The following is a 25,846-nucleotide window of genomic DNA, read 5'->3' as shown; positions in this document are numbered from 1 at the left end:
GCCCATGATGAGACGCCTACGCCCCGCCGTACGCGATGGCGTTGGGGCCGAACAGGGCCTTGATGTCGCCGTAGAACGCCGGCCCTGGGGTGATCTGGAAGGGTTCCAGGTTCAGGAGCACCCCTTTCGCGCCATGGCGGTGCAAGCGCACATGTACGGGCGCGCGACCGGGATGAGCGGTCAGGATGTGCTTGAACTCCTCCACAACCCGCCGGTTCAGCAGGCTCTCCTGGAGCGAGATCACCACGGGTAGCTCGGTGTTGGCCGTGGTGATGTCGAGGACGGCGATGTCCTCGCCGTACACGCTCAGTGTCTCGTCGCGGACGTTGATCCGTCCGCGCACCGAGATCACCCGGTCCTCGGCCAGCGTCTCGCCGTACAGAATGTACGTCTTGGGGAAGATCAGGCACTCCACGGCGGCGTCGTGATCCTCAAGGGTGACGATCGCCCACGGGCTGCCCTGTTTGGTGACCTTGCGCTGCAGGCCGGAGACGATGCCGCTGACCCGGACCGGGCCGTCCTGCCGCCCGGAGGCGAGCAGGTCGGCGATCGTGGTGTCGCGGTTGGCGTCCAGAACGCGTTCGGCGCCGTCGAGTGGGTGGCTGGAGACGTACAGGCCGAGCATCTCGCGCTCGTAGGCGAGCAGGGTGGCCTTGTCCCACTCCCCCTCCGGGATGGCGATGGAGAAGGCGCTGGTCTGTCCCGGTTCGCCGAACAGGGAGTCCTGACCGTGCGCCTCGTTGCGCTTGACGTCGACGACCGCGTCGACGGCCTGCTCGTGGACCGCCACCAGGGCCTTGCGGTGATGCCCCATGCCGTCGAACGCGCCCGCCGTGGCCAGCGACTCGATGACCCGCTTGTTGCAGACGACGGACGGGACCTTGGCGAGGAAGTCATTGAAATCGGTGTAGTTGCCCTTGGCCGAGCGGGTGGTGACGATCGCGTCCACGACGTTGGACCCGACGTTGCGTACGGCGGCCAGCCCGAAGCGGATGTCGGAGCCGACGGCGGCGAAGTCCAGCACGCTGGCGTTGACGTCGGGGGGCAGCACCTTGATGCCCAGCCGCCGGCAGTCGGACAGATAGACGGCCATCTTGTCCTTGTCGTCGCCGACGGAGGTGAGCAGCGCGGCCAGGTACTCGCACGGGTGGTTGGCCTTGAGGTAGGCGGTCCAGTACGAGACCAGGCCGTACCCGGCGGTATGCGACTTGTTAAAGCCGTACCCGCTGAAGGGCACCAGAACATCCCAGACAGCCGAGATCGCCTCGCTGGAGAAGCCTTGCCCGCGCATGCCCGCCGAGAACTTGTCCCATTCGGCGTCCAGGACTTCCTTCTTCTTCTTGCCCATGGCCCGGCGAAGCATGTCGGCGCCGCCGAGCGAGTAACCGGCGAGCTGCTGGGCGATGGCCATCACCTGTTCCTGGAAGACGACCAGGTGGTAGGTGTCGCCGAGGATGGGTTCGAGCGCCTCGCCCAGTTCGGGGTGGATCGGCTCGACCGGTTGTTTGCCCGTCTTGCGCAGCGCGTAGTTGGTGTGGGCGTTCATCTCCATCGGGCCAGGGCGGTAAAGCGCATTCACGGCGGCGATGTCGGTGAACGTGGTCGGCTGCATCAGCTTCAGCAGCACCCGCATGCCGCCGCTGTCGAGCTGGAAGACCCCGAGCGTGTCGCCGCGGGCCAGCAGCTCGTATGTCGTGGCGTCGTCGAGCGGGACCTCCAGGATGTCGATATCGGCACCCTTGTTGGCGCGGACGTTGGCGATCGCGTCGCCGATGACGGTGAGGTTGCGCAGGCCGAGGAAGTCCATCTTCAGCAGGCCCATGTCCTCGGCCTGGGTGAAGGGGAAGCCGGTGATCACCGGGCCGTCGGCCTTCGGTCTGGTCAGCGGGATCACGTCGATCAGCGGATCGGAGGACAGGATCACCCCGGCGGCGTGGACGCCGGTGCCCCGGGTCAGGCCCTCCAGGCCGGTCGCGGTGTCGATCACCCGTTTGACGTCAGGGTCCTGCTCGTACATCGTCCGCAGTTCGGCCGCCTCGCCGTGGCGGGGGTGGCCGGGGTCGTGGATCGCGGCGAGCGGGATCTCCTTGCCGCCGTCCGCCGCGGGGAAGGCCTTGGTGACGCGGTCGCCCAGCGCGTACGGCAGGCCGAGCACCCGGCAGGAGTCCTTGATCGCGGCCTTGGCCTTGATGGTGCTGAACGTGACGATCTGGCAGACCCGGTCCTCGCCGTACCTGCGGGTGACGTAGTCGATCATCTCGTCCCGCCGCCGGTCGTCGAAGTCCAGGTCGACGTCGGGCATGGTGATGCGTTCGGGGTTGAGGAAGCGTTCGAAGATGAGCTTGTGCTCGATCGGGTCGAGCTGGGTGATGCCCGTGCAGTACGCGACCATCGACCCGGTGGCCGAGCCGCGGCCGGGGCCCAGGCCGATGCCGTTGTCGCGGGCGTACCGGCAGATGTCGGCGACCACCAGGAAGTAGCCGGGAAAACCCATGGTGTCGATCACCGACAGCTCGTAGTCGATGCGGTCGAGCACGTCCTGCGGCGGGTGGCCGTCGTAGCGTCGGCGTGCGCCGTCGAGGGTCTCCTTGCGCAGCCAGCTTGACTCGCTCTCGCCCTCCGGTACGGGGAAGCGCGGCGTCAGGTCCCGGTGGGCGAACACCTCGCCGTAGTCGCCGACCCGTTCGGCGATCAGCAGCGTGTTGTCGCACGCGCCGGGAACCTCGGCGTCCCACAGCGCCCGCATCTCCTCCGCCGGTTTGACGAAGTAGCCGCTGCCGCTGAAACGGAAGCGCTCGGCGTCGGCGAGCCGCTTGCCGGTGCCGACACACAGCAGCGCGTCGTGCGCCTGGGCCTGGGCCTCGGTGACGTAGTGGGAGTCGTTGGTGGCCAGGGGCGGCAGGTTGAGCTCCTTGCCCAGTTTGAGCAGCTCGTCGCGGACTCGGCGCTCGATGGCCAGGCCGTGGTCCATCAGCTCCAGGAAGTAGTTGTCCTTGCCGAAGATGTCGCGGTAGCGGGCGGCGGCCTCGCGGGCCTGGTCGTACTGGCCGAGCCGGAGCCTGGTCTGTACCTCCCCGGACGGGCACCCGGTCGTGGCGATGATCCCTCGGCCGTGCTCCGCGAACAGTTCATCATCCATGCGCGGATATTTCTGGACATGGCCCTCTAGCCAAGCCCGCGACTGGAGCCGGAACAGGTTCTTCAGCCCCTCCGCGCCATCAGCCCACATCGTCATGTGCGTGTACAGCCCGCGCCCCGAGACGTCCCCGCCCTCCCCCGTCTCGTCGTTGGAGCGGCGCAGCGCCAGGTTGTCGCTGTAGTACACGGGCTGCCGGTGACGCCGTGAGGCGGGCGCGACGTAGCTCTCGATGCCGATGATCGGCTTGACGCCCGCCTTGCGCGCCGACTGGTAGAACTCGTACGCCCCGTGCACGTTCCCGTGATCGCTCATCGCCACCGCGGGCATCCCCTGACGGGACACCTCGTCCATCAGCAGGCCGACCTTGGCGGCCCCGTCGAGCATGCTGTACTCGGTATGGACGTGCAGGTGTACGAACACTACTCCCCCTGGTTGTAGGCTCTTGGGCGAACCCGTGCATTCGACCCGAGAGCAGGCGGGGTTGTCCAACAATCGACACACCGAAACTTCACAACCACCGGTTGTATCCGCAGACCTGGATCTCGGCACCGTGCGCGCCTTCGTCGCCGTCACCGAGGACCGCTACTTCAGCGAGGCCGCGGCCCGTCTGGGCATCACCCAGCAGGCCATCTCCAAGCGGATCGCGAAGCTGGAGTCCGATCTCGGCCTGCGGCTGTTCTTCCGTTCGCGCAACGGGGCCGACCTCACCGAGGACGGCCAGGCGTTCCTGCCCCACGCGCGCGCCCTGATCGGCATCGCCGACCAGGCGCGGGAGGGGCTGCGCCGACGGCGGCGCGCGCTGCGGGTCGATGTCCTCGACACCCGGGTCGCCTCCATCGACCTGATCCGCTCCTTCCACGACGCGACCTCCGAGGCGGACATCGAGATCATCACCTCGAACGGGTACAGAAGCGCCCGCGCCGCCCTCACCCGAGGCTCCGTCGACGCCGCCTACTGCCGCGTCAGCGGCACGCTGGAGGAGGAGCTCCGAGCCGTCCCCGCCTACTGCGAGCCTCTCCACCTCCTGGTCAACCGCGACCACCCGCTCGCCGATCAGCCGTCCGTACGGATGGCGCAGCTCTCAGGGACCAGCGTGTGGATGCCCGGCAACGCCCCCGGCAGCGAATGGGCCGAGTTCTACGACTCCCTCGGCGCCGACTTCGCCATCACGATGGACGTCTCCGGGCCCGACTTCGGCTGGGAGCACTTCGTGGAACAGGTCGGCGTCGCCGGGCGGGTGAGCATCGTCGGCGAACGCACCCGCCTGCCCTGGCGTCAAGACACCGTACGGATCCCGCTGGTCGATCCCGTGCCCGCGTACCCGTTCCTGCTGCTCCACCACCACCAGAACCGTCACCCGCTGCTGATCGCGCTGATCGACTTCGTCACCCGCGACTACCAGCCCTTCGACCCGGACCACCAATGGCTCCCCGAACCCGACCGCGCCTCATTCCCTGCTGGGTAACCCCGCCTTCCGGGTAGTCGCGCGGCCGGAGCACCATGGGTCACGACCATCACGCACGACAAGGGCGGACACTGTGCAGCGCATCGGCATCATCGGAGTGGGCGAGATCGGGCGGGCCATCGTGATGGGCCTGTGTGACGGGGGCGGTGAGTCGCCGGAGGTCTTTCTCTCCCCGCGCGGCGCTCGCACCGCCGCGGAGCTGGCCGAGCGCTACGAGGGCGTGCGGGTATGCGCGGACAACCAGGAGGTGGTGGATCGCTCCGAGGTGGTGATCATCGCCGTCCGGCGACCGGACCGGCACGAAGCGCTGGCCGGGCTGCGGGTGGACGCGGGCACGGTCGTGGTGAACCTGATGGCCGGGGTCGGCAACGACGAGCTGCGCCGGACGCTCGCCACGGACGCGCCGCTGGTGCGGGCCATCCCCCTGCCCACCGTACGAGAGCGTCGCTGCGTCACGGTGACCTACCCGTCGCACCCGGTGGTGGACGCTCTCTTCGAGCACCTGGGCGGGGCGCAACCGGCCGCGGACGAGGCGGCCTTCAACATCTTCTCCGCGCTGACGGGGACGCTGACCACCCACTACTCCTTCCTCGCCACGCTCGCGTCATGGGCCGTCGAGCACGGCATCGCCGCCGACGACGCGGACCGCTACGTACGCGGCCTCTTCCAGGGCGTCGGCCGTTCCCTCAGCGACGAGACCCGCTCGCTGCAACGGCTCGCGGCCGATCACGAGACCCCGAACGGGAGCAACGAGCGCATCCGCACCACCTGGTTCAACCCCGCCAACTCCGACGCCCTCGGCAAGGCCCTCGACGACCTTCTCACCGATCTGAACTAGCCGGTGAGTGCTGGGCCTCGTACGCGGTTCTGCCGGCCTCGATGTCGGTGATGTGCTCCATGGCCCAGCCGGCCAGGGCCAGCGCGGGCGGGATGAGGCTGAGCTCGGTGGGGTCCCGGTAGCACTGACGAAGTTTCGGTCGGATATAGCCGTGACCTGTGGTGATTCCGCGGCGTGGGGCCTCGAAGTCGATCAAGCACTCGTGCACGTGTCCGCGACACGTGCACGAGTGGGTGGTGATCAGGAGCTCCAGGGGGTGGCCGTCAGAAGCGGAACCCCCAGCCGGGTGTGCCGGGCTGCGGAGCGACGGGCTCGCCGAGCGTGCTCACCTCAGCGGGCGGGACCGCCGGGCAACGGGCTCCCTTCGCCGGGAGTGTCTGCGTGAGCAGGTAGGACTCGATGATCTGGTTGCCGCACGCGCCACGCCCCAGGACGATGTGCCCCCAGCCCTCGTACGTGAGCAACCGCCCGGAACGCCCCAGTTGGCGGGTCGCACCCAGTGCCCACGGGTAGACGGTGGCGGGGTCGTGCAGGGAGTTGGCGACCAGCAGCGGCGTGTCCGTGCGGACGTTCAGGCGATGCTGCGGGTTGGGGATCGGGCCCGGCGTCCCGAGGCAGGCGACGCTCGTCGCGAGCGCGATCGGGCTGTACCGCATTTCGGGCGCGATCTTGGCCATACGGCGCAGGTGCCCGGCGAACTCTCGGTAGTCCCGGATCGGCAGCCGGTAGTCCAGGCAGAAGATCTGCAACGGGTTCGGGCTGACCTCCTCCGCGCTGGTCTTCGGAGCGCCGGTGAGCGACATCCGCAACGTGCTGTCACCCGCCGCCCGGCCAGTGTCAAGATCGGCGAGCAGTTGGGAGAGCGCCAGCCAGTTGAAGGGATCGTAGAAGGCGCCCAGCGCCGCGTTAGCGATCACGAACGCGGTCACCGGGACGTCGGGCTCCCCCGGTACGTGCAGTTCACCGCGATCGGCCCGCTCCAGCAGCCCCCGCCAGAACGCCTTGACGTCCTGGCCGTGCTGGAGACAGCGGCTGTCCCGGTCGCACCAGGCCGCGAACTCGTTGAAGGCGTCCTGCGCGCCCCACGTCTCGGTGTCCATGAACGCCTGCGTGCCCAGGCTGTGGTCCATGGTGCTGTCGAGGACGAAGGCGCGGACCCGCTTCGGGTAGCGCTCGGCGTACAACTGGCCGAGGAGGGTGCCGTACGAACCGCCCCAGAACGACAGTTGCCGCTCACCGAGCGCGGCGCGGAAGGCGTCGAGGTCGGCCGCCGTGCTGAGCGAGTCGACGTGGTCGAACAGCGGGCCGGTACGCGCCCGGCAGTCGTCGCGCAGGCGCTTGTTGTAGGCGACCATCCGGTCGAAGTCGGCCTGGCTCTTCATGAGCGGCTCCGGCGCCTGCGTCAGCAGGTCCGTGGAGCAGAGGATGGGGTGGCTCCGGTTCGTGCCGCGCGGGTCGAGGCCGACGATGTCGAAGCGGCGCAGCACCTCGGGGCTGAAGCGGCGCGGGCTCGTGAGGACCAGGTTCACTCCCGAACCACCTGGGCCACCGGCCCCCAGCGTGAGCACACCGATCCTGGCCGCCGGGTCGGTGGCCTTGCGGCGGGCGACCCCGACCTGGAAGGTGCCGCCTTCCGGATGCTTCCAGTCGACGGGAACGGTGATCGTCCCGCAGTCCACCTCGGGAACCTCCGGACACGGCGTCCAGGAGATCGCGGCAGGGGCCGGTTCGGCCCGCTCGGCGGTGGCCGTGGCCGGCGTGATCAAGAGGAGCGGGATTGTGAGCCCCGATAACAGGGCGACGAATCTTCGCATGCCCCGATCTTTGACCGCCTCCGGTCAGAAGGGAATCGAGCGAAGGTATGGACGTGACCTCATCCGCAGGTATGACGGCCGGGCGGATGCGAGGTGCTTCACACGGCATCACAGCCGGGCGGAACGTGTCGTCCATGGGGCATGACGAACTCGCGACAGACCTCGGTGCTGATCACCGGAGGCAACAAGGGACTCGGCTTCGAGGCGGCCCGCCGGCTCGCCGAACTGGGCTGGACGATCTTCCTCGGCTCGCGCGTCGGTTACGAATCGATGCCGCTGGATGGCACCCTGGCCCAGCGTTTCGTCATGTTCTACGCCGAGCCGGGGACAACCGATCACGACAAGATGGTTCTGCTCGACATGGACAGGTCCGCACCCGCGACGGCCGACCCGTGATCACCACGCGCCCTCGCCGAGCCGGACGGCAGGTGAGTCTAAGCGTCGCCGGTCAAGGTGTAACCGCGGGTGACCGCGATGAGGCCGCCGTCCTCTCTGGTGGCCGCGACCAGGTGCGGTGGCCTGGGGACGAAGCCCGGCACCGCGGTCAGCCCGTCGGTCTCGCCGATGACGGTGAGGCGAATCCGGTCCGCTTCCGGTACGCGCAGGGTGATCTGGACTCCCTGGGCGGGGATGCCACGGAAGCGGATCTCTGAGGGCCAGGTTCCGGCTCGCGTACCGGTCACGGGGACGCTCGCCGACCCGAACCGGCCGGCCGACGCGGTGGTGTGGCTGATCGGCTGGTCGAGCCTCAGCGTCAGCGAGCGCGCGCCCTTCCCCGCTGTCACGTGCAGTTTGAGCGTGCCCTCGCGGTGGGCCAGGACGGTGGCTCGCGGGCCGTCGGCGGCGATCGCGGGTGCGGGACCGGTCCACAGCGTGCCTCGCGCGTACCCGGTGGGCAGCGTGGTGGTGTCGTGGCCGGTCACGTACTGCCTGGTCCACTGTGGCGGGTCCGTGTCGGCGCTGACCCAGTGAGCGGTGCGGGTGTCGGCGTTCATGACGTAGGCCAGGTGTGTGCGCTGCGGCTGACTGGCGTCGAAGTCGTCCGCCACGAGCCCGGTGGCGATCAGTCCCGTCGTCAGGAGAAGGGCCGCCAGAGACACGGGGAGGAGGACGGCGCGTTTCGGCCGGGCGGCGGGATCCGGCAGGCGGCGGGTGGCGGAATCGGGCAGGAACAGTTCCGCGATCGGCACCACGGCCAGTCCGAACAGCGCCAGTATCAGCGCGCTCACCCCGCCGAGTGCCAGCCCCATCCCGTCGAAGACGTCCCCGGCCAGGGACGGCAGCAGCATCGCGGCCGTGACCGGGCCCAGCAGCGCCGCGGCCGCCCGCGCCCAGGCAGGTCCGCGCGACAAGGCGGCGGCCAGGCAGCCGAGCGCGCCCAGCAGTGCCGGCAGGGCGAACAGGAAGGACGCGCCGGGAGCGACCTGAGCGCACAGCACGCCCAGCCCGGCGAGCCAGGTCAGCGCCCCGACGGTCAGCGCCGCCGGACCGAGCCTGCGCCGCAGCACCAGATACCAGCCGAGAACCGCCAGCGCGCACAGGACCGCGATCGCCGCCTGGTACGGCCGCGGGCGGTGCAGCAGCCCACCCATCAGGTCATAGGCGGGCCGCCAGGCCACCAGCAGTTCCCACAATCCCTGGGCCAGGGCGACCGACAGCACCAAGGGCACCACGGCCGAGACCGCGGCCGCGATCAGCCGGGGCAGGCTCAGCAGTCGCCTGATGCGGGCCAGCACCGCCAGGCCCGCCACCGCGAGGAGGGCCAGCACCGCCAGCGGCCAGACGAGCCGGTCCGGGTAGGTGATCATGGTGCCGAGGGCGCGGAAGTAGGTGACGTCCTGATCGGAGGTCAGCGTCCGCAGGTCCGCGTCGCCGAGGGCGCGCGTCAGCGCCAGCATGTTGGTGCCGTGATGTTGCAGGCTGCCCCGGTTGAGGTTGGCGATGGAGTCGCCCGCGGTGTGATACAGCGAGGAACGCTGGATGTAGGCGAAGTTCATGCCGGTGAAGCCGGCCTTGGTCAGCGGGGTGAAGTCGGTGTTGTTGGGCAGCAGCCGATAGACCTCCACCATGGCGGAGTGACCGCGCGGCGCGGGGACGGCGTTGACGAAGGTTTCGACCAGGTGGGAGTTGCCGGCGGTGGTCTCGAACATCAACGAGGGGCCGCTGACGCCGCGGGCCTCCCAGTTCAGCAGCACGCCGCCGGCTTTGCCCAGGGGGTGGTCGCGGACGAAGGCCTCGGCGCCGAGCACGCCGTCCTCCTCGCCGTCCGACATGAGCAGCACGATGTCGTTACGCATGCCGGGACCGGTGCGCAGCGCCCGGACGGTCTCGATCATCGCGGCCACCGCGGCGCCGTCGTCGGAGGCACCCGGTCCCATGGCCGCGGAGTCGTAGTGCGCGGCGATGAGCACGGTGCCGGTCGAGCCCGTTCCCGGCAGCCGGCCCACGATGTTGTCGACCTGGCCGAACGCCGCCAGCCCAGCGGAAGACCAGGCACCGACCGAACGCTGGATCTCGACCTGAAGCCCTGCCGCCCGCAGTTGCCGGGCCAGGTAGTCCCTGGCCCGGCCGCTCGCCGGGCTGCCGATGGGCCGCGGCTCAGCAGCGAACTCCTTCAGGTGCGCCAGCGCGCGTTCGGCGCTGAACCGCGCGCTCGGGGCGCTGGCCGGCAGGGGTTGCATGGTGCTGTCGGCCATGGCGGACAGCATGATCACCGCCATCAGGGTGAGCAGGGCCGCCAGCCCGGCCGGCAGCCGCCGTGGGACGTCGAACAACTTTCCGATCATGGCCAGGAAGGCTAGGCCGGGCCACGCACCTCGCGGAATGAGGCGCTCACCCGTTCACACCTGCGGTTTTCCGCAGCCCTGTTCCAGCTGGGGCAGCAGAGCGCCGAGCGGTGCGTGATCGAGGCTGAACGTCCGACGGATGGCGGATGATCCCGTAGGTCGCAACCATGAAGATGGCTGACATGGATCCCGAACTTGAAGCATTCATCCCGCTGTTCCCCAAGGCCGACCTGACCGACCCGGTCGCCGAACGCGAGAACTTCGCCGCGCTGGCCGCCGCGCTGCCGCCACCCGACACCGGTGACCTGGAGATCGAGGACCGCATCGTGCCCGCCGATCCGGACGTGCCGGTACGGATCTACCGCCCGCGCCACCCGCAGGGCGCCATCGTCTGGCTGCACGGCGGCGGATTCGTCATGGGTGACCTGAACACCGAGCACCCCTGGGCCGCCCGGCTCGCGGCCGTCTCCGGCGCGGTGGTGGTCTCGGTGGGTTACCGGCTGGCCCCCGAGAATCGGTTCCCGGCCGCCCTGGACGACGTCTACGCCGCGCTGACCTGGACGGCCAAGAACGCCGCCGAGCTCGGCGGCGACCCGGAACGGATCGCGGTCGGCGGCCACAGCGCCGGTGGCGGACTCGCGACGGCGGTGGCGCTGCGAGCGCGTGACGAGCAAGGGCCGCCCATCCGCTTCCAGCTGCTCAACCAGCCCGGACTCGACGACCGGCAGGAGACCTGGTCGGCGCGGCACTTCACCGACACGCCGTGGATGAATCGCGACAAAGTCACCGCGATTTGGCGGCACTACCTGGGCTCCACGCCCGCCACGCCGTACGCCGCCCCAGCGCGGGCCGACGACCTGTCCGGACTGCCGCCCGCCTACATCGCCACCGCGGAATTCTGCCCGAACCGCGACGAAGGCGTCACGTACGCGCTGCGGCTGCTGCGGGCGGGCGTGTCGGCCGAGCTGCACCAGTGGCCCGGCACCTTCCACGGGTCACAGGCGATCCTGTCCGCCGAGGTGTCGCAGCGGCAGATCGCCGAACTCGGCGCCGCCCTGCGCCGCGCCCTGGCCGAGTGAGGCGACCCTCTCTGGTAGCCGGCCCAAGGAAGGCTGCTCGGTGAAGACGAAGAGCTGTCCGTGGCCCGCGACCGCGCCGGCCCGGCGAGCGGCACGCGGCCGGTGTCGCGCTACTTCGCGATCGCCTCGCGGACGGACGGGACGATCTCCTGGGCCCAGCGGGCCAGGACGGTGAGGTCAGCGGCGCCATGGCCGTCGGAGAAGAGCGTGAAGCCCGACGCGCCGTGCTCCAGCACGGCTCCGGTCAGCTCCTCGACCCACTGGCCGACGGAGCCGCCGAGCCAGCGGCCGTCGCGGTCGCGGGTGGCGGGCAGCGGCTGGTCGGTGATGCGTCCGGGGAAGTTGAAGACCGTACGGATCTCGCTCGGATCGCGGCCGACGGACGCCGCCGCGTCGTCGATGATCGGCCGGGAGGTTCGGTAGCGTTCGCTGAGCCAGTCGGCCGCGTGGCCGGGGATCCAGCCGTCGGCCACCCGGCCGGTGGCGGCCAGGGACTTCGCGCCGACCGAGCCGGTCCACACGGGCGGCGCGGCGACGGGAGCGGGCTCGATCTGGTGCACCTGGTAGTGGTTGCCCTCGTAGGTGACCGGCGGGCCGCCGCCCGACAGCAGCTTGATCAGGACGATCGCCTCCTCGAAGGCGTCCACGGCCGCGCCGGGCGTCAGCCGCGGCACTCCCATGTCGGCGATGCGATCCCACAGCCCGCCCGCGCCCATGCCGAGCACGATCCGGCCGTCCGACAGCGCCGACAGCGACGTCACCGTCCTGGCCAGCATGGCGGGCGGCCGGGTCGGCAGGTTGGTGACGTTGGCGAAGCCGGCGATGTGCCGGGTACGACCGAGGATGAAGCCGAGCGCGGCATAGGCGTCCAGGCGCCCGCCTATGTAGGGATGGTCGGACAAGGTGAAGATGTCCAGCCCGTCCTGGTCGGCCTGCTGGACCAAGCGCAACAGCTCGGGGATGTCGTCGATGCTGGAATGCGCGCCAAAACCGAAGACGACGTTATGTGCGGACAACGTGCCGCCTTTCTCTGCGAATGATCGTCAGCGCGCCCCGGTGTGCCGCGCGGCGCGTTGAGTTCGTACTACGAACCATATTAGTTCGTAGTACGAACTGCAACTCTCGCGCAGCGGTTCAGCGCGGGCGATCCGGTTCCACGAAGACGGTGGGCACCTTGTTGTCCGCCACGATCCGGCCGAGCAGCGCGGCGAGCGTGTCGCGTTCGGCCGGGGCGAATCCCGAGGTCAGTTCCTCGACGCGGCGGCAGGTCTCGGCGTAGAACTCGTCGACCAGCTTGGCGCCCCGTGGGGTGAGCGCCACTCGCACCGCGCGGGAGTCCTGCGGGTCGGGCCGGCGTTGGACCAGGCCGTTGCGTTCGCTGCGGTCCACCAGGCCGGTCAGGCTCGACTTGGCCAGGCCGAGCATCGCGCCCAGCTCGCTCATGCCGTACGGCTGCGGCATCAAGACGCACAACAACTGGCCCTGCTGCTGGGTGAGACCGTACTCGCGGGCGGAATCCGCGTACACGGCATTCACCAGAAAGGTAGACCGTACGAGCGCGGCCACCGTCCCGATCTGGCCTTCGACATCTTTACTCACCGGCCCAGGCTAACAAACTTCGTGGGACGAACTACCGCTATGAGCGAGCCGTCTCGTAATCGGGAAGTGCGGCCGGGGTGGTCCGGGTCGCCGGGCGCATGGTCAGGATCAGTACGGCCAGCCCGGCGAAGATGACGGCGGCGATGGCGCCGGTGACGTGCACGCAAGCGGTGAACGCCTCCCGCGCTGCGTGCAGCAGTTCCGCGCCCTGGCCGGCGGGCAGGTGCCGGCTGGCGGCGACCGCGCCGGCCAGCGAGTCGGACGTGCCGTCCATCTGGCCGCGGTAGACCACCGCGGCCACCACGCCGAGCAGCGCGAAGCCGAGGGAACCGCCGAAGTAGTTGCTGGTCTCCGACATCGACGCCGCCGATCCGGCGCGCTCCGGCGGTACGGCCCCGACGACCAGCCCCGTGCCCAGCGCGAACAGCGGACCGGTGCCCAGAGCCAGCACGGTGATGCCGATCATCACCAGCGGCAGGGCGCTCGCCCCGCCGACGCCGACCAGCAGCAGGCTGCCCAGCGCCGACACCACCAGCCCGCCGGCGATGGCGGTCGGCTGCTTCATCCGCCGGGCCAGCGTGGGCGCGGCCATGGTGCCGAGCGCCGTACCCAGGCCCATGGGCGCGAACAGCAGCGCTGACGCGACCGGCGAGAAGCCCAGCACGCTCTGCAGGTACTGGGTCACCAGCAGGCCCGTACCGGCCATGGCGATGCCGGCGAAGACCAGCGCGATGAGTACGGCCGTGAACGGGCGGTTGCGCAGCAGCCGCAGGTCCAGCAGCGGCGTGTCCAGCCGCAGCTGCCGGCGTACGAACAGCACTCCGATGGCCGCGCCGACGACCAGGGCCACCGCCGGGACGACCGGTACGCTCTCGACCGGCAGCTGCTTGATGCCGTACACCATCAACAGCACAGCCACGAGCGACAGACCCACGCTGGCCAGGTCCAGCCGACCGGCCCGGTCGGTGCGGAACTCCGGCAGCAGGACCGGCCCGGCCAGCAGCAGCAACGCCATCGCCGGCACGGCGACCAGGAACACCGATCCCCACCAGAAGTGCTGGAGCAGGAATCCGGCGAGCACGGGCCCGAGCGCGCCGCCGGTGAACTGGCAGGTCGCCCAGATCGCGATGGCCTGCCCACGCTGCCGTTGATCGTGGAACATGTTGGTGATCAAGGCGAGTGTGGACGGCATCAGGGTCGCGCCGGCGACGCCCAGCAGCGCACGCGCGATGATCAGCATCAGCGGGCTGACCGAGAAGGCCGCGGCGACCGACAGCACCGCGAACGCCGCTCCCCCGATCATCAGCAGCCGGCGGCGGCCGATCCGGTCGCCGAGCGTACCCATGGTGATGACCAGGCCGGCCACCATGAATCCATAGCTGTCACTGATCCACAGCTGCTGGACGTTGGTGGCGCCCAGGCCGGCGCTCAGCTGTGGGAGCGCGAGAAGCAGCGCCGTCATGTCCATCGCGACGAGCAAGGTCGGCAGCACCAGGACGATCAGTCCCAGCCACGCCCGGTTGACTCGCATATCCGAAACTCCCGTTTGTTGTTCGATCGACGTTTCGCCGGGTGGTCGGAGCGGTCGCGAGCTTCTTGACATCGCCGCGGTCGCGCGACAGCGAAAAAGACGCGGGTAAGTTTTGGCGGGGGGATGTCAAGACGACGGCGGCGGCTCCGACCAACCGGTCGAAGGGCCCCGGCCGGGGCTCGCGACCACGAGGAGTACAAAATGAAGTTCCTGATCAGCATGCACATCAACCCGGCCGTGCTGGACGCGCTGACCGACGCGGAGAAGGCGGCGATCGGCGACGGCCACGGCGCGTTCATCGAGGCGCTGAAGAAGTCCGGCGAGCTGATCACCACCCAGGCGCTGGTCGACCCGTCGCAGGCTGCCGTGGTGTCCGTACGCAACGGCCAGCCGGTCGTGACCGACGGCCCTTTCCTGGAGGCGAAGGAGTATCTGGGCGGCTTCTACCTGATCGACTGCGAGAACAAGGAGCGGGCGATCGAGCTGGCGACGCAGATCCCCGACACCGCGATCGAGGGTCTGGGGGTAGAGGTGCGACAGGTGATGTTCGCTGACGGACAATTGGAGGCATGACGACATCGGCCATCGAGGACCTGCTGCGTGAGCTCACGCCGCAGGTCCTCGGCATGTTGGTACGGCGGAACGGGCAGTTCGAGGCGTGCGAGGACGCCCTGCAGGAGGCCGTCCTCGCCGCCACCGTGCAGTGGCCGGCCGAGGGGCTGCCGGACAACCCGCGCGGCTGGCTGATGACCGTCGCGTCCCGGCGGCTCATCGACCAGATGCGCAGTGACCACGCGCGCCGCGAACGGGAGTCGGCGACAGCCACCGAAGTGGTGCCCGAGGACGTGCCGGACACCGACGACACGCTCGTCTTGCTGTTCCTGTGCTGCCATCCGACGCTGACCGCGGCCTCTCAGACCGCCCTGACGCTGCGTGCGGTCGGCGGCCTGACGACCGCTGAGATCGCCCGCGCGTTCCTGGTGCCGGAGGCCACGATGGCGGCCAGGATCAGCCGGGCCAAACAGCGCATCAAGGCGGCCGGCAGCTCGTTCAGCCTGCCGGAGGGCGCGGAGCGCGAGGAGCGGCTGCGGGTCGTCCTGCACGTGCTCTACCTGATCTTCAACGAGGGTTACACCGCCTCTTCGGGCAGCGAGTTGCACCGCACCGACCTCGCGCACGAGGCGATCCGGCTGGCCAGGATGGTGCACGCGCAGCTGCCCGAGGACGACGAGGTGACCGGGCTGCTCGCGCTGATGCTGCTGACCGACGCCCGCCGTGAGGCGCGTACGACGGCGAACGGCGACCTGGTGCCGCTGGACGAGCAGGACCGTACGAAGTGGGACCGCGCGCTGATCGACGAGGGCACCGAGCTGGTCAAGGTGTCACTGGCCGGCCCCGCGCTGGGGCCCTACCAGCTGCAGGCCGCCATCGCCGCCACGCACGACGACGCGGACACGGCCGCGGCGACCGACTGGGCGCAGGTGCACGCGCTGTACCTGGTCCTGGAACGGATCGCGCCCAACCCCATGGTCACCCTCAACCGGGCCATCGCGCTCGCCGAGACCGAGGGCCCGCAGGCCGGGCTGGCCCTGCTGGCCACATTGGACAGTGACGAGCGGATGGCCGGGCATCACCGGTTGCTGTCCGTACGGGCGCATCTGCTGGAGAAGGCGGGAGACGCGGCGGGGGCGTACGAGCACTTCCGGCTCGCCGCGAAGTCCACGGCCAGTATCGCCGAGCAGCGCTACCTGGAGTCCCGGGCCGGCCGGGTGCGAACGTTCTAGGCGGCATGTCACAGATGGGCGGGCTGTCTCGTCTCGGGTTCCGAAGACAAGCTCTGGGATCCGGAAGGTGATGGTCATGCGGGTGTTCGTGGCGGGCGGGGCCGGGGTGTTGGGGCGGCGGCTGGTGCCGTTGCTGGTGGCGCGTGGCCACGAGGTGACGGCGACGACGACGAGCACGGCCAAGCGGGGCCTGCTGCGGCAGTTGGGCGCCGAGGCGGTCGTGATGGACGGGCTGGATGCGGTGTCAGTCGGTGAGGCGGTGGCCCAGGCCCGGCCGGACGTGATCGTGCACCAGATGACCGCCATCTCCGGCAAGCCGGATATCAAGCACTTCGACCGCTGGTTCGCCGCCACCAACCGGCTGCGCTCCGAGGGGACGGACCATCTGCTGGCCGCCGCCGAAGCGACCGGTGTGTCCCATTTCGTCGCGCAGAGCTATGGCTCCTGGAACGGCATCCGCGAGGGCGGATGGGTGAAGACCGAGGAGGACCCGCTGGACCCGACGAGCACGGGCAAGGGGGCGGCGGCGATCCGCCACCTTGAGGACGTGGTCGTCAAGGCCGGCGGCGCGGTCCTGCGCTACGGCGCGTTCTACGGGCCGGGCGCCACCGATGACCAGGTCGAGCTCGTGCGCAAGCGGCAGTACCCGGTCGTCGGGAACGGCGCCGGCTACAGCTCATGGGTGCATCTCGACGACGCGGCGAGCGCCACTCTCCTGGCCGTGGAACGCAAGGTGAAGGGCGTGTTCAACATCGTCGACGACGAACCGGCCCCGGCCCGTGAGTGGCTGCCCTACCTGGCGGCATGCGCGGGGGCGAAGCCGCCGATGCGGGTTCCAGTGTGGCTTGCCCGGCCGCTGGCCGGGAGTACGGCGGTGGCGATGATGACCCAGGGGCGCGGCTTCTCCAACGCCAAGGCCAAACGGGAGCTGGGCTGGCAGCTGCGCTACCCCTCCTGGCGGCAGGGCTTCAAGGAGGAGCTGGCATGACGCGCGCTGAGGAGTTCCTGGAGCTACGGCCGCTGCTGTTCTCCATCGCCTACCGGATTCTGGGCAGCGTGAGCGAGGCCGAGGACGCGGTCCAGGAGACCTGGCTGCGCTACGAGGCATCCCCGACGCGACCCGCCTCGACGAAGGCGTTCCTGTCGGCCACGGTGTCCCGGATCGCCATCGACGTGCTGCGCTCGGCACGCGTCCGGCGGGAGGAGTACGCCGGGCAGTGGTTCCCCGAGCCGCTGCTCGCCGATCCGTACGAGGATCCGGAGCGGTCGGCGGAGCTGGCCGACTCCGTATCGATGGCGGCCCTGTTGCTGCTGGAGCGGCTCAGCCCGCTCGAACGGGCGGTCTTCGTGCTGCGGGAGGTGTTCGGGTTCGGCTTCGGGGAGGTCGCCTCGGCGGTGGGCAGGTCGGAGGCGGCCTGCCGCCAGCTCGCCGTGCGGGCGCGCCGCCACATGGACGCGGGCCGCGCCCGGTTCGAGGCCGATCGACGGGAGCGAGCCGAACTCGCCGAGCGATTCTTCGACGCCTTCCGGGAAGGGGACGTCGACGGCCTGCGGAAACTGCTCGCCGCCGACGTCCAGATGATCGGTGACAGCGGAGGCAAGGCCCCGCTGTGGGGCAAGGGCGTCTTCGGCGCCGCGAACGTGGCCCGGACGCTGGCCGCGATCGTCGCGCCCTTCGCCCGGATCGGCGGCGTCGTGGAGCCGCACGAGGTGAACGGCCGGCCGGGCGCCATCTTCCGCGACCGGGACGGCAACGTCGTCAACATCCTGGCGCTCGACACCCTCGACGGGCAGATCCAGACGATCCGCGCGGTGCTCAACCCCGACAAGCTGCGACACCTGGGTCCGGTGGCGGACGCCTGGGCGGTCGTTCGCGAGGCGAACCAGGCCCGCCGGCCCACGAACTGACCATACGCGCCGACCTGATGGTGTCGTAACCAAGGAAGGACAGCCGTCATGTTCATCACAGTCTTCGGAGCCAACGGTCCGACCGGCCGCCTGCTCACCGGCCAGGCCCTCGCGGCCGGGCATCGGATCACCGCGGTCACCCGGCAGCCGGACTCCTTTCCGCTGCGCCATGATCGGCTCGAGGTGGTCGGTGCCGACGTGCTCGACGCGGCGGCCGTCGACGCCGCCGTGGCGAAGCGGGACGCGGTGCTGTCGACGCTCGGGGTGCCCGCCGGGAAGGAGCCGATCAGCACCTATTCGCGGGGTGTGGCGAATATCGTCGCCGCTATGGCGCGGCATCGGGTGCGTCGCCTCGCCGTGGTCAGCTCTAGCGGGGTCGCCCCGCACTCGTACTCCGACGGCGGTTTCCTGTTCAACCGAGTAGTGCTGCCGTACGTGACGCAGGTGCTGGGCAAGACGCTTTATGACGACATGCGGCGGATGGAGACGCTGGTCCGCGCCAGCGATCTCGACTGGACGATCGTGCGCCCGAGCGGGCTCTACCACCTGCCCTCGCCCACCGACTACACCCTCGTCGAGGGCCAGGCCGACGGCAGGTTCACCGCCCGTACGGACCTGGCCGCGAGCATGCTGGCGCTGCTGGACGACGATCGCTATTTCCGTACGACGGTGAGCGTCATCACCACTGTCGAAAACCCCACCCTGCTGCGGTGGATCCGCCGCGAAGCACTCGCCAAGAGCTGACCTTCATGGGCTCAGACCGCCGCGCTGCGAGAGACCGGCGACGCCCGGGTCGTCTCGGTCAGCTCATACCAGCACCGGCTCTCACCAGTCGTCTTCGACGCTCGTCCAGCCGACGCCACGCCCACAAGGCCGAACCTCGTGACTGACACTACGGCGCGGTGAAGGCTCCATAGGAACTCAGCTGACCTCAAGGTTGGCCATCATGCCCATGTCCTCGTGTTCGGCGTTGTGGCAGTGAAAGAGGTAACGGCCGCGGTAGCCGTCGAAACGGGTGATGATCTCCACCGATTCGCCCGGCCGAAGTGAGACGGTGTCCTTGAGCCCCGCGTCGTGCGGCAGCGGCGGCCGGCCGCCGCGCGAGAGCACCCGGAAGCCGACCAGGTGCAGGTGGACGGGGTGATGGACGTCGGCGACCAGCCGCCACACCTCGACATCGCCGAGACCGACGGTGACATCGGAGCGGGCGGGGTCGAACGGCAGCCCGCCGATCAGCCAGCCGTGGTCGCCGTGCATTCGCCCGGTGCGGAAGGAGAACTCGCGCGTCCTGACGGCCTCCGAGCGGCGCCAGTCCGGGAGATCCGTGGACAGGGTGCCGGGAATGCGGCTGTCGTCGGCGGCCTTGCGCGCGACGCGGAAGGCCATCACGTCGCGAGTACGCCCGGAGCCCAGCCGGTTGACGATTCTCACCCGGCTGCCGACCGGCAGGCCCGCGAAGTCGATGATCACGTCGTAGCGTTCGGCGGGGGCGATCGGCAGGAGCCGGTGGGTGACCGGCGCCGCGAGCAGTCCCTGGTCGGCGCCGATCTGGACGAGGTCGAGCGGGCGCCCGTCGTCGCTGACCGCTTCGAGCTCGTAGTGACGGGCGTTGGAGGCGTTGAGGACGCGCAGCCGGTAGCGGGCCGCGTCGACCTCGTGCACGGGCCAGGGGGCACCGTTGACCAGGATCACGTCACCGAGGACACCGGCGAGGTACGGCTCCTGTACGCCCGGCCGCCCTGGCAGGGCGGGGTAAGCGAGGCCGCCGTCGGCGGCGAACGCCCGGTCGGCGATCATGAGGGGCAGCTCGCGCCGCCCCGAGGGCAGACCGAGGGCGTCCTCGGCGTCGTCGCGGACGATCTGCAGCCCGGCCAGGCCGCGCCAGATCGCGGGGGCGGTGAAGTCCATCCGGTGGTCGTGGTACCACAGCAGCGCGGAGCGCTGATCCAGCGGGAAGGTGTAGTCGCGCGTCAGCTCGGTCACTGCCGCCCGCGGATCGTGTCCGTGCCCCATGTGCGAGGTTGCCTGCGGCCAACCGTTGGGCAGGACGAGGTCGGTCGGGTACCCGTCGGAGGCCGCCGGGGTCCGTCCGCCATGCAGGTGTACGACGGTCGGTACGGGCAGCTCGTTGTGGTGCGTCACAGTGATCGGCCGGCCGCGGCGCGCCTCGATCGTCGGTCCGGGGAAGGTGCCCTCGTACGTCCATAGTGCTGTCCTGACCCCGGGCAGGATCTCCGCGCTCGCTTCACGCTGGGTGATCTCGTACCGGTCGGCTCCGCCCGAGGTGCCGACCGGCGCCAGCACGGCGGGAATCGGCAGCGGCACCTGGAACGGCGGTGGCAGCGGTACGGCACTGCGCAACTCGGCACCGGTCATCGACGGGCGGCGGGCCAGCGCGGCCGAGGCGGACAGCCCGGTGGCCGCCATCAGCCCGAGCGCCCCGCCGATGCCCAGAATCCGCCGCCGGGTCACACCCTCACGCATGGTGGACCTCCCGCCGCGGCGCTTTGTCGTCACGTACGTGACCGCCGCCCAGCCAGACGGCGATGAACAGCACGACGAGCGCGACGACGGTCATCACACCCAACGGGATGTGCAACCACAGCGCGCCGTCCAACCCGGCGAAGTACTGCACGGTCTCGGCCGCCACCACCGCCATCGTGGCCAGGAACGGCCAGACCCGGCGCAGCCGAATCCACACCACGATCGCCACGACCACCTGCAGGTAGCCGATGGAGGTGACCACGTCGGCGCCGATCGCGTGCCAGCGCAGACTGTCGAAGTCACCGGTCAGGTACGCCCCGGCGAACACCGGCTGGCCGACGACCGCCACCACATGCGCGCTGACGACGGCCCGCAGTGTCCACCCCGTCGGTGTCGTCCGATGCGCGGGCATGGTGAGCATGGGATATCCCCCCCTTTCGTTGTCCGGCCTCGACGCTATGGCCCGTGGGTTATCTTGTCTAAGATCAATATCGCTATACTGTTATGTAATGAGGGGCATGATGGAGCTGAACACGCTCAAGCAGTTCCTGGTGGTGGCGCGGCTCGAACACCTCAGCCGCGCGGCCGACGAGCTGCGCGTCGCCCAGCCATCGCTGAGCCGTACCATCGCCCGCTTGGAGAGCGAACTGGGCACACCGCTGTTCGACCGCGGCGGTCGGCTCCGGCTGAACAACACGGGCAAGCTCTTCCGCGACTACGTCGAACGCTCTCTCGGCGAGCTCGACGCGGGCCGGCGAGCCGTCGCCGAGGCCACCAGCGAGGGCGTGGGCACGGTGCGGCTGGCGTCGGAGACGTTCCTCACCCTCACCCGGCCGCTGGCGGCCTACAAGCGAGCCCATCCCTCCATGGAGGTCGAACTCCGCTGGGCGGCGGCCGAGGACATGGCCCGCCACCTGCGGGCCCAAGAGGTCGATCTGTGTGTCGCCTCGCAGCCGATCCACGCCGAGGGCTTGGAGGCGGTTGAGCTGCTCGATGAGGAGGTGTGGGTGGCCACATCACTCGACCATCCCTTTGCGGGCCGTACCTCGGTGAGCATCGACGAACTCGCCGACCAGCCCTTCGTCGCCGCCCGCAAGGGGCACTGGCAGCGCCGGCTCCTTGACCGGCTCTTCGCCGCCAGAGGCCGCACACCGAAGATCGTCTGTGAGGTCGACGAGCTTAGCGCCATCGCCGACCTGATCGGCGCGGGGCTCGGCATCGGCCTCGTCCCTGCCTTCGCCCGGCACACCGCGGTCCGTGCTCCCCTTGCCGCGATCACCGTCGACAGCCCTGACTGCCGCCGCGCGCTCACGCTGTACTGGGGCGCCGACAGCCACCTGTCGACCGCCGCCCGCCTGATGCGCACCACGATCACCAGTTGGAACTGGGTCACCGGCGAACCGCAGGAGAGACCGCGGCACGCCCGGTAAGCGGTTCGGTCTATCGAGGTCACCAGCAACCTCCCAGACCGCCATCAACATGACGGCATGACCGAACCCCCAGCCCGTGCGGCCGGGGGTTCATTCTTTCAAGGTCGTTTGAGGCATGCGCGTGAGGGGCCGCCCCGAGAACGAGGCAGCCAGGCTAGGTCCTCCAAGCTCCCCAGATCATCCTGCTCGAGTTGTCCAGACCTTCAGCGCGGGCCTCGTCTCGCGCTTGGTGGCCGTGGTCCGATTAAGAATTCTCCACGCACTCGCCCATTGCTGCTGCTCTTGCGCGTCGCCCCCGCATCCACGGATAAGCCCCAGCAAGTACTGCATCTTCAGAGGCGGTTTTCCCGGCTTATCGTAGATGATCTTCGCTACAGTGGCGTGAGAGAACGCACCGCGGGACTGCTCGGCGAGCTGGCGAGTAGAGGGTGTACCAGCCCACCGCCAAAACTCCCGAGCGAGTTCTTCCAGTTCAGAGACGGAATTCGCGGTGAACGGATCGGGCTTGAGGTCATAGCCGGGCGCGTCCTGGATAACCGGTTCAGCAAGGCGCTCCGTTCTCCGGGGATATCGACGTTCGGCCTGAACATTGACTGTGCCGCCGGTGTTGTGGATGACGTACATGCCGGTGCCGGCATGGTCCGCGTCCTGGCTAATGCGGATGGTGTCGGACCATGGACGGTAGAGCTTCGCCCGTTCGTAGGCGGCGTGGAAGTCCGGCAGGCTCGATTCCGGCGCTCCCAGCTGGACCAGAAGGCTGTTGACCATCCGCCAGGCGGGGAGCTGAAGGCCCGAGTTGAGCGCCTGCCTCAGCACGCCGGTACTCGTGCCAGGAGGCCATGAGTATTGGCGCCAGTCCTGTCCCTGGGTCTGAATCTCCAAGAGGGCCGTCAACAGCCCTTCGAATGTTGCGAGGCTTTCCGATGCTGCGATGGGCGTCATGGCGGAATGCGCGGTTGGGGGTACGGGGCTACTCACGCGTGCCCGCTCTTGGTCTCGACTGCCCTGCGCCTGGCCGACGTGGTCAGAATGCGACCGTAAGACACACCCATGATGAACACGATCGCCGTCGTGACGACGGTCGGCTGTTGGGCGATCTCCATGTAGACCACGCCCCCACCGGCCACCACGGTGTGGATCACCGCCATGAGCCAGGGCGGTGGGCTGATCTCAGCCTTGAAGGTAAACTTCACTACCTCTCCCCTGCGTGAAAACACAAGGGAGGGCCCGTCAGCCACTCCCTTGTGCGACTGGAACACTTCGGGGCAAACATGTCTAAGGTACGCAGAAGGGTCGGCCTCGCACAGCCGACCCGTTGCGGAATGTCTTGCCCCGCAACACCAATAGTGGCCCTTCTCGCGCCCAGACGCAAAGTCGTAACAATTTATTTTCCATTTGTGGACATGTCGCATCCCGTCCGCACTTTAGGCCTTAGATGATCTTCCTGTGCATCGCCGTCCAAGGAAGTATTAAATATAGTCAAAACCGTAAACATCTGTCACAGACTGTAAAAGCTACTTTCGAGTAAGCGCTAAATGATTGATACTCGAACCTGTCGCGCGACAGAGGCAACAAGATCGCGGGGCGGTGCGTACCGGCTTTCCCTTGCTCGACTGGAACACGACAAGACGGCGGACGCGCAACCAAGGGGGGAAACCCGTCGCACCGGATCCCCCGGACGTGAGCGGAGGCTTGAGGCCTCCGCTCATTGTCATTTCAGGAACCCAGCACCCGGGCGGCGGCGAGGGTGGGTTAGGGCGGGACTCCTCGCCCGAACTGCGCTTGAGGATCGTCCCGAGCTTGGCCGTGGCCACGAGATGGAAGCCGAGGGCGTCGGCGATGATCGGGGTGGGGCCGTCGTGGATGTGCTGGAGGGGGGCAGACCAAGTACGAAAGAAAGGGATAGTCATGTCGCTGACCAGGGCGATCACACGGCCCCACTCAGCGTGCCGCATGGCTCGCCAGCACGTTGGCCACCGGCGCCAGCGCCTGGCAGATGGTTACCCCCAGACCCGGCACAGAGCGCCACCCGCGCCTTACACCGCACCGGGGCAACGACGTTCGGGAACCTGGTGCCCACCGAGCCGTCCCGGCTGGGGACGGTCAAAAGGCAACGGGGGTCCACCGACGTCTTGGTCAATGGGTGATCACGATCTTGCCGTTGGCCTTGCCCTGCTCGACGTAGGCGAGGGCGTCGAGGTTTCGTCGAAGTCGAAGGTGCGGTCGAGCACGGGGCGCAGCGTGCCGGCGTCATACAGGGCTGCCATGGCCTTGAGCTGGGCACCGTCGGCGCGCATGAAGAAGAACGAGTACCGGACGCCCAGTCGCTTCGCCCGGCTGCGGAGCTTGCGGCTCAGCACGGCCATGACCGGCTTGAGGAGCGGCTGGCCGAGCTGCGCGGCGAAGGCCGGGTCGGGTGGGCCGACCACGCTAATGGCCAGTCCGCCGGGCTTCAGGACCGTCAGCGACTTCTTCAGGCTGGCCGGGCCCAAGCGAGTCGAGGACGACGTCGTAGCCGTTGAGGACGTCGGCGAAGTCGGTCGTGGTGTAGTCGATGGCTTCGTCGGCGCCTAGGTCTCGGACCTTGTCGATGTCGCGGGTGTGGGCGGTGGTGGCGACGTACGCGCCGAGGTGCTTGGCGAGTTGGATGGAGGTCGAGCCGAGGCCGCCGGCGCCGGCGTGCACCAGCATCTTCTGTCGGGGGCGGACGTCGGCGAGGTCGACGAGGCTCTGCTGAGCGGCGAGCGCCACCAGGGGTACGGCGGCGGCCTCGGCGAAGGAGAGCGAGGAGGGCTTGATCGCGACGTCGTCGGCGTCGATCGCGATCGACTCGGCGAAGGTGCCGATCCGCAGGTCACGTGGTCGTGCGTAGATCTCGTCGCGAAGTCGGCCCCGCCCTGGTCGCGCGGGGATAAAGATCGTGGCTATGAGTGAGCCTTACCCGGACGAGCTGGTCGACGCGGTGGACCTGTATGTCGATGTCCAGCAGGTTCTGCTCCTTCCTGCAAACGCGGTCCGAGTTGGCGGAGCGGCGGCCGAAGTACCACCGTCTGCTGGCGGCGAGGCGTTCCGCGACTGACCGTGCAGTTCAAGCCCGGCGACACCGCGCATGCGGTGGAGCAACTCGACTGGATGCGGGCGCAGTTCTTCGCCAATCGCCCAGACGACCTCCCGGCGGCGCGTAAACCTACGGGCGGTGCCGCCGCGGCGTCGAAGGGGGCCGACCGGATCAGGTGCCTGTGCGGCGAGGCCGGCCGTGCCCTTCTCAGCGGTGGTGCGGGCGGGGCAACAAGGCGAACGCGCTCTCCGCGATCGAGGTCAGGCGGGCGGGGCTGTGGCCGTACGCGCCGACGACATCGGTCCCGCGGATGATGGTCAGCAGAAGGTACGCGAGGTCGTCGGGATCCGCGTCGGGGTCGATGTCACCGTTGCGTTGCGCCGCTCGCACACACTCGGCCACCGCCGTCCGGACCACGGAGAAGCACTCCTTGGCCAGGCGTTTCACCTCGGGGTCGGAGGCGCCGACCTCCAAGGCCATCTTGGCGGCGAAGCAGGCCGCCCCCGCCCGGTCGGAGGCGGGGAGTACGTCGGCGGCGAGTGGCACCCCATGGACGGCGCGGAGCAAGTACTGGTGCAGTCGTTCCAGGGCACCCTCGTCCGGTCCGGCGAGCATCTTCCGCGGCCCCTGGCTCAGCCGGGCGAAGTAGCCGGTCATCGCCTCCAGCAGCACGCCGTGCTTGCCGTCGAACGCGGCGTAGAGGCTGCCGCGGCCCAGGCCGGTAGCAGAGCTGATGTCGTCGACGCTCGTGCCGTTGTAGCCCGAGGCGCGGAACTGCCGCTCGGCGGCATGCAGGACGTGGTCGCGGTCGAAGCTTCGTGGTCTCGCCATACGCCGAAGGTAATGCCGACCCGCCGTACTTGACAACTCAGTACAGAACCGCCTAGGTTTCTGACAGTTCAGTACACAATCATCCTGGCGACCCCGCACT

The 25,846-nt window shown here is 69.2% G+C and carries 23 protein-coding genes and 1 pseudogene; 11 read left to right on the top strand and 13 right to left on the bottom strand.

Going from position 1 to position 25,846, the window contains the following annotated elements; all coding sequences use genetic code 11:
* Nucleotides 1–16 precede the first annotated feature (16 nt).
* On the bottom strand, nt 17–3,559 hold the full coding sequence (gene dnaE / locus ACIBO2_RS52520) for a DNA polymerase III subunit alpha (protein WP_397304806.1): 3,543 nt from the start codon (nt 3,557–3,559) through the stop codon (nt 17–19).
* Between the two features lie 130 nt (nt 3,560–3,689).
* Here dnaE and ACIBO2_RS52515 point away from each other — a divergent pair, with 130 nt between their 5' ends.
* The gene (locus ACIBO2_RS52515) at nt 3,690–4,604 is read left to right on the top strand and encodes a LysR family transcriptional regulator (RefSeq protein WP_397304805.1); all 915 of its coding nucleotides are present in this window, start codon (nt 3,690–3,692) and stop codon (nt 4,602–4,604) included.
* A 73-nt stretch (nt 4,605–4,677) separates the two neighbouring features.
* Complete coding sequence (locus tag ACIBO2_RS52510; RefSeq protein ID WP_358548213.1) at nt 4,678–5,442, top strand: NAD(P)-binding domain-containing protein; 765 nt, start codon at nt 4,678–4,680, stop codon at nt 5,440–5,442.
* Here the strand turns inward: ACIBO2_RS52510 and ACIBO2_RS52505 are convergent.
* On the bottom strand, nt 5,426–5,650 hold the full coding sequence (locus ACIBO2_RS52505; RefSeq protein ID WP_358548211.1) for a hypothetical protein: 225 nt from the start codon (nt 5,648–5,650) through the stop codon (nt 5,426–5,428). The two genes, ACIBO2_RS52510 and ACIBO2_RS52505, sit on opposite strands and share 17 nt — an antisense overlap.
* Nucleotides 5,651–5,705: 55 nt before the next feature.
* Nucleotides 5,706–7,256, bottom strand: a complete 1,551-nt coding sequence (locus ACIBO2_RS52500) for an alpha/beta hydrolase (protein ID WP_397304804.1) — start codon at nt 7,254–7,256, stop codon at nt 5,706–5,708.
* A 141-nt stretch (nt 7,257–7,397) separates the two neighbouring features.
* On the opposite strand from ACIBO2_RS52500, the gene ACIBO2_RS52495 reads away from it, so the two are divergent.
* Nucleotides 7,398–7,652 carry a hypothetical protein gene (locus tag ACIBO2_RS52495; protein ID WP_358548206.1) on the top strand — a complete coding sequence of 85 codons (255 nt, stop codon included), beginning with the start codon at nt 7,398–7,400 and terminating at the stop codon, nt 7,650–7,652.
* A gap of 38 nt (nt 7,653–7,690) precedes the next feature.
* Here ACIBO2_RS52495 and ACIBO2_RS52490 read toward each other — a convergent pair whose 3' ends face one another.
* Complete coding sequence (locus ACIBO2_RS52490; protein ID WP_397304803.1) at nt 7,691–10,042, bottom strand: M28 family peptidase; 2,352 nt, start codon at nt 10,040–10,042, stop codon at nt 7,691–7,693.
* A 182-nt stretch (nt 10,043–10,224) separates the two neighbouring features.
* Between ACIBO2_RS52490 and ACIBO2_RS52485 the strand changes: the two genes are divergently transcribed.
* A complete protein-coding gene (locus ACIBO2_RS52485; protein WP_358548202.1) occupies nt 10,225–11,121 on the top strand; it encodes an alpha/beta hydrolase in 897 nt (298 codons plus the stop codon).
* A 110-nt stretch (nt 11,122–11,231) separates the two neighbouring features.
* On the opposite strand, the gene ACIBO2_RS52480 is transcribed toward ACIBO2_RS52485, so the two are convergent.
* From ACIBO2_RS52480 to ACIBO2_RS52470, 3 genes are all read right to left on the bottom strand, one after another.
* A complete protein-coding gene (locus ACIBO2_RS52480) occupies nt 11,232–12,137 on the bottom strand; it encodes an LLM class flavin-dependent oxidoreductase (protein WP_358548200.1) in 906 nt (301 codons plus the stop codon).
* 118 nt (nt 12,138–12,255) lie between these two features.
* The gene (locus ACIBO2_RS52475; protein ID WP_358548196.1) at nt 12,256–12,720 is read right to left on the bottom strand and encodes a MarR family transcriptional regulator; all 465 of its coding nucleotides are present in this window, start codon (nt 12,718–12,720) and stop codon (nt 12,256–12,258) included.
* 37 nt (nt 12,721–12,757) lie between these two features.
* Nucleotides 12,758–14,251, bottom strand: coding sequence for an MFS transporter (locus tag ACIBO2_RS52470; RefSeq protein WP_358548194.1), 1,494 nt, complete (start codon nt 14,249–14,251; stop codon nt 12,758–12,760).
* Nucleotides 14,252–14,452: 201 nt separating this feature from the next.
* Here ACIBO2_RS52470 and ACIBO2_RS52465 point away from each other — a divergent pair, with 201 nt between their 5' ends.
* From ACIBO2_RS52465 to ACIBO2_RS52445, 5 genes are all read left to right on the top strand, one after another.
* Nucleotides 14,453–14,824, top strand: a complete 372-nt coding sequence (locus ACIBO2_RS52465; RefSeq protein ID WP_357955210.1) for a YciI family protein — start codon at nt 14,453–14,455, stop codon at nt 14,822–14,824.
* Nucleotides 14,821–16,035, top strand: coding sequence for an RNA polymerase sigma factor (locus ACIBO2_RS52460; RefSeq protein ID WP_397304802.1), 1,215 nt, complete (start codon nt 14,821–14,823; stop codon nt 16,033–16,035). The genes ACIBO2_RS52465 and ACIBO2_RS52460 overlap by 4 nt, the downstream gene beginning before the upstream one ends.
* 76 nt (nt 16,036–16,111) lie before the next feature.
* On the top strand, nt 16,112–17,023 hold the full coding sequence (locus ACIBO2_RS52455; RefSeq protein ID WP_397304801.1) for an NAD-dependent epimerase/dehydratase family protein: 912 nt from the start codon (nt 16,112–16,114) through the stop codon (nt 17,021–17,023).
* A complete protein-coding gene (locus tag ACIBO2_RS52450; protein WP_358548185.1) occupies nt 17,020–17,943 on the top strand; it encodes an RNA polymerase sigma-70 factor in 924 nt (307 codons plus the stop codon). The genes ACIBO2_RS52455 and ACIBO2_RS52450 overlap by 4 nt, the downstream gene beginning before the upstream one ends.
* A 48-nt stretch (nt 17,944–17,991) precedes the next feature.
* Nucleotides 17,992–18,687: an NAD(P)H-binding protein gene (locus ACIBO2_RS52445; RefSeq protein ID WP_358548183.1), complete on the top strand. Its 696-nt coding sequence runs from the start codon at nt 17,992–17,994 to the stop codon at nt 18,685–18,687.
* 177 nt (nt 18,688–18,864) lie between these two features.
* Here ACIBO2_RS52445 and ACIBO2_RS52440 read toward each other — a convergent pair whose 3' ends face one another.
* Together ACIBO2_RS52440 and ACIBO2_RS52435 are read right to left on the bottom strand one after the other, a co-directional pair.
* Complete coding sequence (locus tag ACIBO2_RS52440; RefSeq protein ID WP_358548180.1) at nt 18,865–20,427, bottom strand: multicopper oxidase domain-containing protein; 1,563 nt, start codon at nt 20,425–20,427, stop codon at nt 18,865–18,867.
* A complete protein-coding gene (locus tag ACIBO2_RS52435) occupies nt 20,420–20,848 on the bottom strand; it encodes a hypothetical protein (protein ID WP_358548177.1) in 429 nt (142 codons plus the stop codon). The genes ACIBO2_RS52440 and ACIBO2_RS52435 overlap by 8 nt, the downstream gene beginning before the upstream one ends.
* 97 nt (nt 20,849–20,945) lie before the next feature.
* On the opposite strand from ACIBO2_RS52435, the gene ACIBO2_RS52430 reads away from it, so the two are divergent.
* The gene (locus ACIBO2_RS52430) at nt 20,946–21,857 is read left to right on the top strand and encodes a LysR substrate-binding domain-containing protein (protein WP_358548174.1); all 912 of its coding nucleotides are present in this window, start codon (nt 20,946–20,948) and stop codon (nt 21,855–21,857) included.
* A gap of 177 nt (nt 21,858–22,034) precedes the next feature.
* On the opposite strand, the gene ACIBO2_RS52425 is transcribed toward ACIBO2_RS52430, so the two are convergent.
* The 3 genes and pseudogenes from ACIBO2_RS52425 to ACIBO2_RS52415 all read right to left on the bottom strand — a co-directional run bounded on the left by ACIBO2_RS52425 (nt 22,035) and on the right by ACIBO2_RS52415 (nt 24,548).
* Nucleotides 22,035–22,799 (bottom strand): hypothetical protein, encoded by a 765-nt coding sequence (locus ACIBO2_RS52425; RefSeq protein ID WP_358548171.1) that lies wholly within the window; start codon nt 22,797–22,799, stop codon nt 22,035–22,037.
* 32 nt (nt 22,800–22,831) lie between these two features.
* Nucleotides 22,832–23,050, bottom strand: coding sequence for a hypothetical protein (locus ACIBO2_RS52420; RefSeq protein WP_358548168.1), 219 nt, complete (start codon nt 23,048–23,050; stop codon nt 22,832–22,834).
* Nucleotides 23,051–24,004: 954 nt separating this feature from the next.
* Nucleotides 24,005–24,548: pseudogene (locus tag ACIBO2_RS52415) on the bottom strand (zinc-binding dehydrogenase).
* A gap of 235 nt (nt 24,549–24,783) precedes the next feature.
* Between ACIBO2_RS52415 and ACIBO2_RS52410 the strand changes: the two are divergent.
* A complete protein-coding gene (locus ACIBO2_RS52410; RefSeq protein ID WP_358548162.1) occupies nt 24,784–24,936 on the top strand; it encodes a hypothetical protein in 153 nt (50 codons plus the stop codon).
* Nucleotides 24,937–25,122: 186 nt separating this feature from the next.
* On the opposite strand, the gene ACIBO2_RS52405 is transcribed toward ACIBO2_RS52410, so the two are convergent.
* A complete protein-coding gene (locus tag ACIBO2_RS52405; RefSeq protein WP_358548159.1) occupies nt 25,123–25,746 on the bottom strand; it encodes a TetR/AcrR family transcriptional regulator in 624 nt (207 codons plus the stop codon).
* Nucleotides 25,747–25,846: the final 100 nt, after the last annotated feature.

Source organism: Nonomuraea sp. NPDC050022, from assembly GCF_044460705.1.
Taxonomy (GTDB): Bacteria; Actinomycetota; Actinomycetes; order Streptosporangiales; family Streptosporangiaceae; genus Nonomuraea.
The sequence above is the reverse complement of the archived record's forward strand: the minus strand, read 5'-3'. Positions and strand labels throughout refer to the sequence as shown.